This window comes from Leifsonia xyli, from assembly GCA_001647635.1.
GTDB lineage: Bacteria > Actinomycetota > Actinomycetes > Actinomycetales > Microbacteriaceae > Leifsonia > Leifsonia xyli_A.
The window spans coordinates 502,760-515,366 of the sequence record CP014761.1 but is presented as its reverse complement, the minus strand read 5'-3'; the positions used below and the strand labels follow the sequence as shown (position 1 = coordinate 515,366).

General features: G+C 66.5%; 18 protein-coding genes. 9 read left to right on the top strand and 9 right to left on the bottom strand.

Annotated elements, in window-relative coordinates:
* The first annotated feature begins 473 nt into the window (after positions 1 to 473).
* Positions 474 to 1,073: a hypothetical protein gene (locus A0130_02615; protein ANF30716.1), complete on the top strand. Its 600-nt coding sequence runs from the start codon at positions 474 to 476 to the stop codon at positions 1,071 to 1,073.
* Between the two features lie 34 nt (positions 1,074 to 1,107).
* On the opposite strand, the gene A0130_02610 is transcribed toward A0130_02615, so the two are convergent.
* The 4 genes from A0130_02610 to A0130_02595 form a co-directional block, all read right to left on the bottom strand.
* Entirely contained in the window at positions 1,108 to 1,524 is a 417-nt protein-coding gene (locus A0130_02610) for a hypothetical protein (protein ANF30715.1), read from the bottom strand.
* A 43-nt stretch (positions 1,525 to 1,567) separates the two neighbouring features.
* Positions 1,568 to 1,795: a hypothetical protein gene (locus tag A0130_02605; protein ID ANF30714.1), complete on the bottom strand. Its 228-nt coding sequence runs from the start codon at positions 1,793 to 1,795 to the stop codon at positions 1,568 to 1,570.
* A 243-nt stretch (positions 1,796 to 2,038) separates the two neighbouring features.
* Positions 2,039 to 2,251 carry a hypothetical protein gene (locus A0130_02600; protein ID ANF30713.1) on the bottom strand — a complete coding sequence of 71 codons (213 nt, stop codon included), beginning with the start codon at positions 2,249 to 2,251 and terminating at the stop codon, positions 2,039 to 2,041.
* Between the two features lie 547 nt (positions 2,252 to 2,798).
* On the bottom strand, positions 2,799 to 2,978 hold the full coding sequence (locus tag A0130_02595; GenBank protein ID ANF30712.1) for a hypothetical protein: 180 nt from the start codon (positions 2,976 to 2,978) through the stop codon (positions 2,799 to 2,801).
* Between the two features lie 205 nt (positions 2,979 to 3,183).
* Between A0130_02595 and A0130_02590 the strand changes: the two genes are divergently transcribed.
* The 4 genes from A0130_02590 (at position 3,184) to A0130_02575 (ending at position 5,258) form a co-directional block, all read left to right on the top strand.
* The gene (locus A0130_02590) at positions 3,184 to 3,573 is read left to right on the top strand and encodes a hypothetical protein (protein ID ANF30711.1); all 390 of its coding nucleotides are present in this window, start codon (positions 3,184 to 3,186) and stop codon (positions 3,571 to 3,573) included.
* 75 nt (positions 3,574 to 3,648) lie between these two features.
* A complete protein-coding gene (locus A0130_02585) occupies positions 3,649 to 4,188 on the top strand; it encodes a hypothetical protein (GenBank protein ID ANF30710.1) in 540 nt (179 codons plus the stop codon).
* Positions 4,185 to 4,835: a hypothetical protein gene (locus A0130_02580; protein ANF30709.1), complete on the top strand. Its 651-nt coding sequence runs from the start codon at positions 4,185 to 4,187 to the stop codon at positions 4,833 to 4,835. The genes A0130_02585 and A0130_02580 overlap by 4 nt, the downstream gene beginning before the upstream one ends.
* A 213-nt stretch (positions 4,836 to 5,048) precedes the next feature.
* Entirely contained in the window at positions 5,049 to 5,258 is a 210-nt protein-coding gene (locus A0130_02575) for a hypothetical protein (GenBank protein ANF30708.1), read from the top strand.
* On the opposite strand, the gene A0130_02570 is transcribed toward A0130_02575, so the two are convergent.
* The 4 genes from A0130_02570 to A0130_02555 all read right to left on the bottom strand — a co-directional run bounded on the left by A0130_02570 (position 5,259) and on the right by A0130_02555 (position 9,645).
* Entirely contained in the window at positions 5,259 to 5,567 is a 309-nt protein-coding gene (locus A0130_02570) for a hypothetical protein (protein ANF30707.1), read from the bottom strand.
* 44 nt (positions 5,568 to 5,611) lie between these two features.
* Positions 5,612 to 7,888: a hypothetical protein gene (locus tag A0130_02565; protein ANF30706.1), complete on the bottom strand. Its 2,277-nt coding sequence runs from the start codon at positions 7,886 to 7,888 to the stop codon at positions 5,612 to 5,614.
* A 176-nt stretch (positions 7,889 to 8,064) separates the two neighbouring features.
* Positions 8,065 to 8,655, bottom strand: coding sequence for a hypothetical protein (locus A0130_02560; protein ANF30705.1), 591 nt, complete (start codon positions 8,653 to 8,655; stop codon positions 8,065 to 8,067).
* A 483-nt stretch (positions 8,656 to 9,138) separates the two neighbouring features.
* A complete protein-coding gene (locus tag A0130_02555; protein ID ANF30704.1) occupies positions 9,139 to 9,645 on the bottom strand; it encodes a hypothetical protein in 507 nt (168 codons plus the stop codon).
* Positions 9,646 to 9,846: 201 nt separating this feature from the next.
* Here A0130_02555 and A0130_02550 point away from each other — a divergent pair, with 201 nt between their 5' ends.
* Positions 9,847 to 10,200, top strand: a complete 354-nt coding sequence (locus A0130_02550; GenBank protein ID ANF30703.1) for a hypothetical protein — start codon at positions 9,847 to 9,849, stop codon at positions 10,198 to 10,200.
* A gap of 99 nt (positions 10,201 to 10,299) precedes the next feature.
* Here A0130_02550 and A0130_02545 read toward each other — a convergent pair whose 3' ends face one another.
* On the bottom strand, positions 10,300 to 10,587 hold the full coding sequence (locus A0130_02545) for a hypothetical protein (protein ANF30702.1): 288 nt from the start codon (positions 10,585 to 10,587) through the stop codon (positions 10,300 to 10,302).
* A 58-nt stretch (positions 10,588 to 10,645) separates the two neighbouring features.
* Here A0130_02545 and A0130_02540 point away from each other — a divergent pair, with 58 nt between their 5' ends.
* From A0130_02540 to A0130_02530, 3 genes are all read left to right on the top strand, one after another.
* A complete protein-coding gene (locus tag A0130_02540; GenBank protein ID ANF30701.1) occupies positions 10,646 to 10,906 on the top strand; it encodes a hypothetical protein in 261 nt (86 codons plus the stop codon).
* An 80-nt stretch (positions 10,907 to 10,986) separates the two neighbouring features.
* Positions 10,987 to 11,967: a hypothetical protein gene (locus tag A0130_02535; protein ANF30700.1), complete on the top strand. Its 981-nt coding sequence runs from the start codon at positions 10,987 to 10,989 to the stop codon at positions 11,965 to 11,967.
* Between the two features lie 244 nt (positions 11,968 to 12,211).
* Entirely contained in the window at positions 12,212 to 12,439 is a 228-nt protein-coding gene (locus A0130_02530) for a hypothetical protein (GenBank protein ANF30699.1), read from the top strand.
* Positions 12,440 to 12,607: the final 168 nt, after the last annotated feature.

The window sequence follows — 12,607 nt, the reverse complement described above, 5'->3', positions numbered from 1 at the left end:
CCGCAGGAGCTGCTGTGCGCCTTCTGGTTCTCCGCCGCGATCCCTAAGACGACGGAACCCGCTTACCAAACACCCAACAGCTTCAGACCGACCACGATCGCGACGACCGCCAGGACGGTATAGATCGCTCGCTCGTATGGCCGCCACATGGACACGCCCCGGATAATACCCGCACGCTATCCGCCCCGTCTGCGTCGCCGCTCCGCCAGCGAGTCGACCACGAACCCGGCTACCGCAGCGGCGACGACCTGGCGCACCTCCAACCGATGCCGAGCGTGTCGTGGGCGGGCGGAATGCATGCACCGCGATTATGAAGCGTGGACCTCAGCGAACTTCACGCCCTCTCGACTGGCCTGGCACCCCTTCCCGATGGGCGTCGAGTTCGACTCTCCGTCGTAGACCTCGGTGAGTTAAATGTCGCGTCTGGCCGTCTCGGCGTGTGTGATCCGTTCGCGTATCTAGAGGACCAGGTCGTGGTTCCGGTCCGGCCGGGCCGGTATCCGGTGTTCGTGACCGTCGCCGATGTGTCGCAGGCCCAGGACGGATCGCACATGCGGGAGGCGTACCTCTCCGTGTTGCTTTCCGGTGCCGAGCCGGCCTTGGTCGAAGCGGCGCCGAAGGAAACCGGTAGGCCGGGTGACGGGCGGTTCTGGGGCGTCGGTGTTGACGCGGGTACCGTCGCGTTCGTCGACGCGGACGCGATCCCGCGGTGCATGCCTGCCGAGGACTCGGACTGGTACTCAGATGTGTTCGACACCGGCGGGGCCGACGGGTGGTTCGCGCAGATGGACGCCGACAGCCCATACCCGGCGGGCACCGCCAACATTGTCCTTCCGCGGGCCACCGACGGTGAGAACCTCGTGCTCTCCCACTCCGGCTGGGGCGACGGCTTCTACCCACTCCTGCAGTCAGTTGCCGCCGACGGAACGGTCACGGCAATCCACATCGACCTCCTCGTCGTCGGTGAACCGGAAGCTGAGGAACCGGAACCGGAACCGAAGCCGGTCTCTGCGGAAGCGCCCACCCCGGAGCCGTCGAAGGGATGGCTGCGCCGGCTCTTCGGCGGACGATGACCCTGGCGGCCGCTGCTTGCCGGCGCGATCGCGACTACTCGTCTCGCCCCTGCCTGGTCTGCCGTACCCACGGTGAGACCTGGACTTCGCCCGCACCAGGCTGGTCACTGAAACCGGAAAGCTGCACTACGAACTCCGCGCCGTCCGATGGAGACACTTTCAACCAGCCGCCACCGCTGCACGACGCGAACGACCCGTCCGCTGTCCCGTCTGTGTAGACGAGGCAGGCCTTCATCTCACCGGTGCCCCGCAGCAGGTACAGCGCGTGACCGTCCGCGTCACCCTGATACCTGGACGAGTTGATGTCGGCGTTCTCGATGTACTTCACCGCGACCGGCGGGACCGTGTCGTCAGCGGTGCGAGCCTGATCGAACGGTGTCGCCGCACCAACACACCCGCTCAACATGACGGCCGACGCTGCCAGCACCACCGTGAAGATCGTTCGTCGCATCGGTCTACCCCCCTGCTCGAAACGTAGCAGAGAGCACCTCAGCTCACCGTTGACGCCGCCGCCGCCGCTCCGCCAGCGACTCGACCACGAACCCCGCCGCCGCGGCGGCCACGAACAAGGCCCAGGAGACCCATGCGCCGGGCGACCCAGTTGTGAGCGCCCAACGATACAGCAGGCCCTGCAGCACGAAGAAGACGAGCACGGCGGCGACGACCCAGATGCCGCGCCGAGTCCGGGGACGCCCTTCTGGCGTAGACGGGTCAACGGTCATCAGGCGCTCGATCTCCGTCGCGCTGCCGTAGCGTTCGGACCCCGGTACCGACCAAGGCCGACGCACCCGCCGCGGAAGCGAACCCAGCGAAGTGGAGCGTGGCCGACAGCCACGTGCCGTCACCCGCGGCCCGGTACGTCGCCAGACACGTGAGACCAACAGCGGCGACAGCCAGGCCGCCCGCGATCAGCCACCAGCCGACGACGGTGTCACGACGAGAGCGGGTTGCCACGTGCCGGGAACTCACCGGGTGCCGCCACGGGTCCGGGCGAACGCGTAGACGGCGCCGCCTAGTCCGGCCAGGATCATGACTCCGCCGATGAGGATGACGAGCCACCCCAGTCCGTTGGGCGGGGGTGCGAGCACTCCGAGGAGGACGGCACCGATACCGAGCACCATCGCCGTTCCGATCTGGAGGTACAGCATCCCGCCGTTGCGGCGCGGCAAGGCAGTCACGGCCTATTCCTCCGCGCTCGTGCAGTTGCCGCTTTCCGGAGCGCGCGGGCCTCGTCGCGGCCGCCGGTGACGGCGAAGACAGCCATCAAGGCAACGATGCCCAGTACCAGGAGTAGCGGCATGCGGCAGATGGTACGCCCGTGCCAGTCTGCACGCTGCACGCTGGGCCGTGAGCGGCGCCGCACCGGCCGGGAGAAGGGTGGACGCGGCGCCGCCCCGGGCGAGATCCACCATGCCCCACCAGGGGCAGCCGCGAAAGGCAGCTGTCAGCCGGGGATGTTCCGCTGGTCGTGACCGTGCGAGTTCTTCTCCCCGATGGTCCCGTCGCTGTTCCGAATCGTATGCTCAGCGCCTCGAGACTGTGCTTCCTCCCGACCGTCAGCGACCGCGTCCTCCTCCGTGTCGAACGTGTCGCCGAGCTGCTCACCGCCTTCGAAGCGCGTTCTGCCAGCGGTCGGTAACCAACAGCGCCGCCGAAATCGACTCGTGAACGACGGAACGGCCATATCAAGAGTCACCGCTTCGCCCCGCGAGCACCAGTAGATTGCTACTCGCCGCGGTAGAGCTCCTGAACCGGTCCGCGGACCTCTGCATGGTGTTTTCTGAGCGCGGACAACACTGCCCCACGGATGATTGCCCACCAGATCAACACCCAGATGATGATGCCGAGCAGCGAGGCCGCGATCGTGGCAATGATCATGAGGACCGGGGTGTTTGGTGAGACCATTCCGCCAGCGTATCGGGGGTCGATGAGCGCGGCGCGGGTTCTCGGACCACAACACTCACCCCAGTTTTGGGACACCGGGAGCCGATGGTCGGAGCGGTAGGCGACGGCAGTTGATGTCTCTTCCGACGGGGACCTCCGGTGACGCTGTTACAGCTGAGCCGCCTGACCCGCGCATAACTGTGGGGACAGAAAGTGAGGTGCCGCCGTGGCCCGACTGAACCGTGAGACCGCCATGCAAGCTCTGAACCGCCCCTGGTCGTGGGACGAGTTCACCATCCACTTCACCTGGCAGAAGGATACCTTCGGTGGTGTCCCGTTTCGGGCGGTCGTCGCCGTGGTGTCCCAGTCGGGTGAGGCTGACGTCCACGTGATGGTGACCTGCGCGGACACCGCCCCTGACCTGATCCCCGACGTTTATGCGTACGGCCCTGACACTGCCGGCTGCGACCGCGCTGACGTGTTCATCGACGACCACGAAGGCGACGGGCTGATTGACTTCATTGAGGCGACCGGACGACTCATCAGCCGGGTCACCGTCCCGGAGGATGAGACGTTCCCGCGCCAGCTCGCGGGCGCTCCGGCCCGCCTGTGGTGATCGTCTAGCGAACACCGTCCCGCATTGTGGGGGTGGGGGACGGTCATGGGATCTTCATAGGTTGAGAGGATGCTCATGTTTACTCGCACCGCCCGTGTCGCCACCGCTGTCCTGCTCGTCGCCGGGCTTGCCGGCTGCTCCGCCCAGACCGTCACCACCGCATCCACTCCTACGGTGAAGGCCACCACGGTCACGTCTCCGACCCCGACCCCGACCCCGACCCCGACGGTGATGACGACCGCGGAAGCGGCGGCGCTGTACAAGGCGAGCGCGTGCGCGGTCAACACCACCGGGCAGGCGTTCAACACCATCTGGCAGGGGAACTCCGGCGACATCGACGGGTTGCGTGCCGCAGCGGCTGCGGCCCGGGACGCGTCGTCCGCGACCGCGACGAAGCTCGACCAGGCGACATGGCCGGGCGAGGTGAAAGACGACATCGCTGTCGTCCGTGACGCTGACTTCGCTGCCGCGTCCACCCTGTCTCAGATTGCGACAGCGACCAGTTGGGAGGCTGCGATCGCGAACCAGTTCCCCATCCAGGACGCCGCGTCCGCCGCCAGCCAGCGGATCCGGTCCCGGCTGGGCCTTCCCGCCGACCCGATGGCCTGCTCATGAACCGCCGGTTCCTCACCGCCCTGGTCGCGGCCGCGCTGACCGTCACCGGGTTGGCTGCGTGCTCGAGCTCAACGCCGGAGGATGGTTCGCCGAAGGCCATCACCTCATCCACAGCCGCGGAGAAGGTGACCGTCCCCGACGTTGTCGGGCAGACCCGGGATGCCGCGAGGCGGACGTTGCAGAACCGTGGGTTCGCCGCCGTGGACGGGAACGTCGCACCGACGGGGACGGACCCTAAGGTCACCGCCCAAGACCCCGCCGCCGGCTCGAAGGTGCAGGAGGGTGAGACGGTTTCGCTGACGTTCGAGGATGTCCCCGCGGCGGACGCGACGCCGCCGGCGGTCGCTGAGTCCCCGCTGGTGCAGAAGATCAAGGCGCAGTTCCCCGGCTACCCGCTGGTGGTGTCCGTCGGCAGTGTGGACTCCCGCGTGCAGAACTGGGCCGGGATGGGCGGGTCAGCGGTCACTCAACTGGTCGCGGTCGCACCCGGCGTGTACGAGGCGTACAACCCGGCTGTCCCGAACGTGAACTTCTACGTGGACAACGGCCCGGTCATGGGCGACTGCATCCTCATCCAAGCTACCTTCCCCGACCGCGGGTCTACCTGCTGGGACGGGGTGCTCGCCGGAAGCGAAGAGCCGAAGTAGCATCCGAACCGGTAGTGCCGGGCTGTACCCCGTGCTGGGACTACCGGCGGGTGAGCGACGCTCAACTAAGCTGCGGTCGTGGCTATTGACCCGATCACTCTCACGGTCCTCATCGTCATCGTCGCGGCGGTCGTCGCGCTCATCATCTGGGCAGTCCGGAGAAGGAACCGGCCGACGCCTGGCGGGACGGTGACACCGTCCGGGCGGACGAACGTGCTCGCGGTCGTCGGGTTCGTCATGTCGTTCTTCCTCGCCGTCCCCGCCGTCGTCCTCGCCCACGTCGGCCTCGCGCAGATCAACCGGACCGGAGACAGCGGCCGCGGGTTCGCCGTCGCCGCGCTATGGATCGGGTACGTCAGCATCGCCGTCACCATCATCCTCATCTTCGTCGTCCCGTACTACCTCAGTCAGGGGCGGTATTGATTACGCCCCGGGGTGGAAGACGAACAGCACCCCGTACTCGCACGCGGTGATGAGCTCCACCGACGAAGGCTGACCGGCGAGCGGCTGCTGCTTGCACTGCTCACGAGCGGACGACTCTGTCGCCCCGTCCGACTTCGCGTATGTTTCACCCTGATGGCACGCGGCGACGTCGTCGCCGGAGTACTGTGCGCAGCTGTGTGGTGCGTTCGGATCGGAATGCGAATTAGCGTCGAAGGTAATGTCCGGAGCGGCCGGGGCAGCGCTGCAGCCTGAGAGCGCGACGAGACACAGCAGTAGGGCTCCGGTCACTCCAGATACTTTTCGCAAGATCTCCCTCTTTCCCACGGTGGTGCTCAGGTGGGCTCACTCACCGTGCTCAGCTGCGCCACTGGGGCGGCCCGTCGACGCCGCACGAGGCCGACGACGGCCAGCACCGCGGCCGCGAGTAGGGCGAGCACCGCCGCTCCGAGCGCGATGGGAACCCACCACGGTGTCGGTGCGATCACCGCCGCGGGCGTCGTCTTCACCTGGAAGGCGCCAGCCTTAGAGATGCTGCTGACCACGAGCTGGTGCGCGCCGAGCTGCACGTCATCCGGGATGGTCAGCCAGCCGCGGGCGTCCCCGTCCTTGTCGGCGGTGATGGTTCCGAGGACGGTCGGCGTCGAATGAATCGTGAACGTGACCGGGGAGCCCGGCTGGTATCCGCCGGAGTTCACCTGCAATGTCCCGCCAGGGGCGAGCAGCATGCTGCTGTCCGGCGTGTACCGGGTCGGCCAGACGATCTGGGTGGACGGCCCGACATGGGCGAGGTTGTCGTTGATCCGTGAGTCTGACACGTCCGGCTTGATGGTGCCCGCGGTGGGAAGCCATCGAAGGAAGGCTGTCGTCTCAGCGTGGTAGCCGGTCGCCTTGGGATGCATGGTCTCCGAGAAGGCATTCAGCTCCATATCGACAGACACATTGTTGATGTACGACGCGTCCCCTTTTTCGCACGCGGTGTTGTTGGGCCGAAAGGACCCGGCGACGTCGGTGGCGTAGTAGACGGCGTATCCGTCTCGCCGCGCGTCCGCGACTGCGTGGGAGATTGCCTTGTCGAGCTCCTCGACGATGGTGTTCGCCACCTGGACCTCTTTGGCGTCGAACCCGACGGTCTGGGTGATCCCGTATTGGGTTTGCGCGATGATGTCGCAGCCGCCGTACCTGGTTTCTTTGACCACATACGGATACGGGAGAACAAACAAGGGCGCGTAGTTCCCGCCGCGCTTCGCCCGCATTTCCGGCGTGTTCATGGCTGACCACGCCGTCTGATAGGTGCCCTGCAACTTCGGGACCAACGCCGTGATGTTGTTCCGCGTCGTGTTGAGAAGGTCGTCGTCGGCGCACGAGCTCTTCGGGTCGAGGCACAGTTTGACCAGGCCCGCGAATCCGATGTCGTTCCCGCCGAATGTCATCGCGCCAGCGCTGGGGACGATACCGAGGCTGTTCATCTCCTGAATCTGCGACCGGTTCGACCTATCGCTGCTCGTCGTCAACGCGTTTGTGACTGCGCCGGAACAGGCAACTACGACCGACTGGGTCTTGGGGAGGACGTCAGCCAGGTATGTGTCGGAGCTGCGGTGACAGGCTGCGCTGACACCGTTTGGAGTCGGCAGGTAGTTCTTGGTGCCTTCCCCGGACGAGTAGGAGTCTCCGAAGATCACTAACGGGTGTTGGTTTGAGATCCCACTGAGAGGACCTCCGAGGCTGGCTTCTTTCGACGGCTGGAACGTGAAATAGCTGCCGCCGTATGCGACTTTGGCGGCGTTGTCGCCCCACGCGTTCACCAGGAAATCTGTCGCGCTCTCGGTCGCGCTTGTCCCGAGAGTCCATGTGAAGGCGCGGGAGGCACCGGTGGGCAGGTTGCCGAGACGTACGAGCGGTGGGGTCGCTGCCCGCCGCTGCGGGCTCTTCGGAATCACCACCTGTTGCGGCGCCTGCGGGTTCCGGTCGGTGAGGGTGAGTGTCAGCCGCACGTTCGCCGCGGGTTGTCCTGCGGCCTGCTTCACCTTGGCGGTGATCGTCGTTGACCCACCTGTCGTCACCCGCTGCGTGAAATCGACGCTGAGGGTGAGGCGTGATTCGACGAGTTTCGAGAGCCGGGTGTTCAGTTCGGCGCTGTCGCCGGCGGAGTACGTTTTCGCGCCGGTCGCCTCCGCGATGCAGGCGAGCTCCTTCGCACCGTCCGTGGACGTCCGGAACCCGATGGTGGGAACGGTGACGTCGAACCCGTTGGACACCAGGGTCTTCGCGACGTCGCACGGCGGGGCGCCGCAGTTGCTGAGCCCGTCGGAGACGAGGACGATGGTGGCGGCTTTGTACCCGCGTTTCTCGAGGTCGTCCGCGACGGCCTTCAGCGCGTCACCGGTAGGGGTTTGCCCGTCAGCAGTCTGGGCGTTCACCTTCGCGATCGCGGAGACCGGATCCGTGAGACGTTGCGGTTCGACGGCGAATCGTCCCGGCCCGCAGTCACCGCCGGAGGGGAACGTCCAGAACCCGAAGACAGAGGTGCCGCCGAGCGACTGGATGATTCCGTTGACGGCTTTCTTAGCCCCGTCGAGCTTGATGACACCGGCGCCGTCGTCGTCAGCCATCGACCCGGACGTGTCCAGGAGGACGACGATCGGTGCAATGTCCGCACCGGTGTTCGCGGGTTCGGCGGCAGTGGCCGCAGCAGGTGTCGTTGCGGTCGCTGCCGTGGCCGAGGCAAGCGGTGTGAGGGCGACGGCAATCGCCAACGTGAGGGCGGCGAGGGTTCGGGGAAGTCGCATCAGTGCTTGAGCCCGGAGATGGCGGCATCGTCACCGTAGAGGGTGGCGGCCGCGAATGCGACTTGGGTGTCCGCGGGTGCGGTGACGACGAACGCGAGTTGCAGCACACCCGCCGTAGGCAAGTCCACGGGGATGGTCTTCCCGTAGGTCAGCTGCTGGTCGAGGATTGGGGTTCCGTTGGCGAGGATCTGGACCCGCGCGGTCGAGCCGGCAGCCGTCGTGTCCGGCATTCCGATGGTCCCGGTGAGCCTGTCCGCTTTCCCTTCGATGAGCCAGACGTTCTGGACCGTCTCGGTGTTCGAGTCGCACACCACCGCGGTCTGGTAGCTGGTTCCGCTGACGGTCACGGAGGAACTGGTGGAGCAGTCGCCACGGAGGGTGTTCACGTTGCTGAGCGAGATGGTGGATGCGGTTCCGGCAACCGTGATGGTCGCGTCCTGCGCAAGTGGGGCACCGGTAGCGGGGTTCGACCCGATGACGGTGCCGGGTGTGTTGTCCCGGCTGTACGCGAACTCGACGGTGACGGTGACACCCAGACCGGAGAGTGCGGTGATGGCATCAGCGCGGGTCTTCCCGGCGAGGTTCGGCATGGTCGCCGGGGTGGCGACTCCAAGAGTGACCTTCTTCGGGTTCTTCTCCCCGAACGCTGGTGTCTGCGTGACGATGACACCTGCTGGCGCCGCCGACGGGGAGTCGGTCAAAGCGATGGCAGAAGCGGGGATGCCAGCGTCCGCGAGAACCTGAGCGGCGTCGTCGCGGGCAAGCCCTCTGATGTCCGGCATGGTGACGCCGTCGTCAAGGCTTACCGGGGCGGCGGTCTCCGCTATCGGGTGGGTGTCTGCTGACGCGATGAGGGTCTGGTTGGCTAGCCACCAGCCACCGGCGCCGGCCGCCAAGACAAGGGCGACGATCGCAAGGAGGGCCGCCCAGAGGAGCAGGCGCGGACCCCGGCTCCGCTTCGCGGCAACGGTCGGGTCGCCTGTCGGCGTGGCCGGTTCTGACGTCCGGTTTCTTTTAAATCCGCGCACTACCTTCTCGCTTCTGGTCCGTCGGCTCGTGAGGCTGGCTGTTGGTCAGCTTGGTCGCTGGACGAGTGCGCCGAGGTAGTGGAAGAGCAGCCCGAGCGGGATGCAGAGGACGAGCGCGATGACGCCGGTTGCGGCGGAGACGATGCCGAGGATCATCGCGGTCCGTGCGGGTTGACGGTCGGGTCCGGGCGGGATCATCCCGAATGCTCGCGCGGCGAGGATGATCACGACAATGCCGATGACCGTGGCGATGGGGGTGAAGAGACCGAGCCCGATGATCAGCATCCGCGCGAGCGCGGTGAACCCTGCGCCGAGGACGCTGAACATGGTAGCGGCGATGCAGAACCAGAGGCCGACGTACCCGATGGTGACCGCGGTTCTCGCGGTTTTGATCCCGTCCTCTGTCCGATCGACCACGAGGTACGGCTGGTCGGCGATGGTGACGACGCCTCGTGGCCGGCGCTGGTCAGTCCAGGAGTTGCCCTCCCACCAGCGTTCAGCGGTCGGGTCGTCGGTGTCGGGATACCAACCCGGTGGGACCGGCTGTGACATAGGAACTCCTCAGTGGCCGGAGGGTATCGCGGCGGCGGCACCCAGATGACGCTCAGGATAGTGAGAATTGCTCAGTGCGCTCAATCCCTACTCCGGGTGGCAGCCAGGCCGCATTACGGTAGCTCCAACCCGGTACGAGCCAGCTCCCTAGCCGCGGCACTCCTGCAGTCGCTACGATCGCCGACGAACTGAGGAGTTCCGGTGGCGTACATGTTCGAGCGGAAGCTCTACGAGCAGATGCTCGCCCGGTTACAGGCAACGTGGCCCCAGGGCCAATTCTGGGTCTACCCAAGCGAGTACGGCGAAGGGTGGATGCTCCGCGCCCAGATCCGGTTCGACCGGGCGGGGAACTTCGTCCTCCTCGACCTGGTATCTGACGGCAGGCTCTATTTCGCCGTGCCGGTCGCGTACGAGGAGGGTGCGTTCACCCACCCTGCAGCACGTCGCCCGTACTCACTGGGGCTGACCACGACGACCGCACCGGTGATCATCGCCGACCGGTTCTACGAAGAAATTCGAGCCGTTTACGACATGACGGCCGACCTGCTCGAGTAGCGCCGCGGCGCCGACCTACGAGGTGCCTGGTGTCCTACCGAACCCGGCACCGCCGGAGGGACCTGGGCGATGCCGGGTTCGTTCCCCCAACCGGACCGGTCAGAGTCCCATCCCGAGTGGGCACTTGTACCGGCCGGGCACACAATGCGTCGGAGGCTGACCCGAAGCGACCAGCGCCTGCGGTTGCCCGTCGATGCCTTTGACCTTCGCTACTTGGACCGTCGGCTCGCCCTTGATCTTCGCGTCAGCGGTCGCCGGCGCAGCAACCGTCAGCGTGAGCGCTGCGAAGACGGCGAGGGCCGCCGCGGCGGTCTGAGCGCGGGTTCTCTTGAGCATGAAACTCACCTCCCAGCTCCGATGCTGACGCTGCAGGAGCAGCGGGGCCATTCGTAGTTCTTCCGATGGCGGCCGACACTCGGCAGGGAGCATCCTCTCGACGAGGGAGGTGATCATCATGCTTCTCGGACTGACCGCGGTCGCGGTCGCAGCGTGTTTCTGCCTGACCCCGACCCCGTTACCGGAGCAGCTGCCGATGGCACCGGACGCGCTGACGACACACGCCGTCGCGCCCGCCGACGCGATCCCGCAACGGTGCCTGACTGGTTCTCGAGCGTGGGCTCACACGCTTCCGGCGTGCCCGCAGATGCCGTCGCAGGTTTTGCACACGCAACGGGCGCATCCGTTGTTGTTCGGCCGCGCCTTCTGACCACCCGCATCCGGTATCGCGCGGACGGCTCCCGGCTGGGACGATGGAAGTATCCCGGTGCTGGGCACGCGGGGGCCGATATGGCGGGATACGACACGCAGGTGGGGCGCCTCCTTGAGGTGCGGACCAAAGACGAGCTGACGCAGGCGGCGGTGGAGGACGCCGCCTCGCTGGTCAGCGCTGACAGTACGCGGGTCGCCGCTCTCGCCGTGGGAGCCGCAGTCGGGTACGAAATGGTGGCGCAGAAGACCGCCGGCGCTGACCTCTCGCCGGCCGTGCGCGCAGCACCCCTCGGGCACCCACTCATTCGGCACTACTTCCAGACCCGCACGACACAGTGGGTGAGCATCGAAGATCTGCTCCCCGGCCGGGTATGGACGGAGCACCCGCTTTACCGCGAGGTCTTCAGACCGGCGGGTTTGCGGGCACAGCTTGCCGCGGCGATGTGGGTTCAGGGTCCGGTCGTCATCTCCCTGTCGTTGAACCGCGGCGGCCGGGACTTCACGGAGAAGGAACGGCAGCGCCTCGACGGATACCGCTCACTGTGGCGGAAGGCGTGGGACCGAGTGGAGGAGCTCAGGACCGCAGCGCTTGTCCGTACCGCTTTGGAAACCGGCTACCTCGACGGCAACCAGATGCTGCTGCTTTTCGACCAGCACCATGACCAGGTGCTCTACCAAACCGAAGGCTTCGCGGAAATGCTCGCAGACCACCCCGACCTCTGGCGCTTCATCCGCGACCGAGTCGAGTCACCCGACGGGTCGAGGAGAGTGACCGTCAACCTGGACCGTACCCACAGGGTCACCCTGAGGTTGTCGTCACCAGACGGGCTGACACTCGTCCGCGCTCGCATCGCGGACCTCCTCGGGCTCACGGACCGTGAGGTCCAGATCCTCGATGCCGTCGCCACCGGCGACACCGCAGCAGCAATCGCCGACAGGCTCCGGATCAGCCTCTCCACCGTGAACAAGCACCTCGAGCACATCTACGCGAAACTCGGCGCCCACGACCGAGTGACCGCCGTGACCATCGCCCGCGAGCACGGCATCATCGGACGCTGATACAGAAACACGAAGGGGGTACGCAGATGCCCGAACGCAACTCGACGAAGAGCGCGCAGCGCAAGCCACTTCTGTGCCGGCTCAACCGGCACCGCTGGCACACGGAGACCACCCCGGACGGCGGCCGCTACCAACGCTGCATCCGGTGCGGCAAGGACAAAGACGAGGACCTGAACATCTCCGTCGACATCTTCTAGGTCGCGAACTCGCACAAGCACGACCGGTTGGGCGTATCGTCCGTCTCGTGACCGACCCGCGAACGCGCCGCCCCGAGTTCTGGCGGAACATTGGCTTCGTGTACGCGTCCGCTGCCGGGCTCTGCCTGCTCGGCGGCATTCTCGTTCTGTTCGCGGGCATCACCACCGGGTGGTTCGGTATCGGACTCGGGTTCTTGTCGAGCATTCTCGCCATCGTCTACTTCCGCCACTATCGGCGGGGCAAGCGGGGACGGGACTTCGGACCACGGACGTGACCGGGACGACACTCCGCACTGGCGGCGCGTACGTCATGCTTCCGGGAACGTGGCCCGCGCTGCCGCTTGCGATCACCCTCCTATTCGCAGTCGCCGTCGGTGCTGCGCTGCTGGTGCGTCGGCGCAGGCGCTGAGCCGCCAGCGACCGCTCCCACGGGCCTACCGGTT

Coding starts and splice junctions, on each gene's coding strand:
- A0130_02585 (ANF30710.1), top strand. CDS start 3,649: ATGTTTACTCGCACCGCCCGTGTCGCCACCGCTGTCCTGCTCGTCGCC.
- A0130_02595 (ANF30712.1), bottom strand. CDS start 2,978: ATGGTCTCACCAAACACCCCGGTCCTCATGATCATTGCCACGATCGCG.
- A0130_02610 (ANF30715.1), bottom strand. CDS start 1,524: ATGCGACGAACGATCTTCACGGTGGTGCTGGCAGCGTCGGCCGTCATG.
- A0130_02545 (ANF30702.1), bottom strand. CDS start 10,587: ATGGCCCCGCTGCTCCTGCAGCGTCAGCATCGGAGCTGGGAGGTGAGT.
- A0130_02565 (ANF30706.1), bottom strand. CDS start 7,888: ATGGCTGACGACGACGGCGCCGGTGTCATCAAGCTCGACGGGGCTAAG.
- A0130_02605 (ANF30714.1), bottom strand. CDS start 1,795: ATGACCGTTGACCCGTCTACGCCAGAAGGGCGTCCCCGGACTCGGCGC.
- A0130_02555 (ANF30704.1), bottom strand. CDS start 9,645: ATGTCACAGCCGGTCCCACCGGGTTGGTATCCCGACACCGACGACCCG.
- A0130_02580 (ANF30709.1), top strand. CDS start 4,185: ATGAACCGCCGGTTCCTCACCGCCCTGGTCGCGGCCGCGCTGACCGTC.
- A0130_02535 (ANF30700.1), top strand. CDS start 10,987: ATGGCGGGATACGACACGCAGGTGGGGCGCCTCCTTGAGGTGCGGACC.
- A0130_02560 (ANF30705.1), bottom strand. CDS start 8,655: ATGCCGAACCTCGCCGGGAAGACCCGCGCTGATGCCATCACCGCACTC.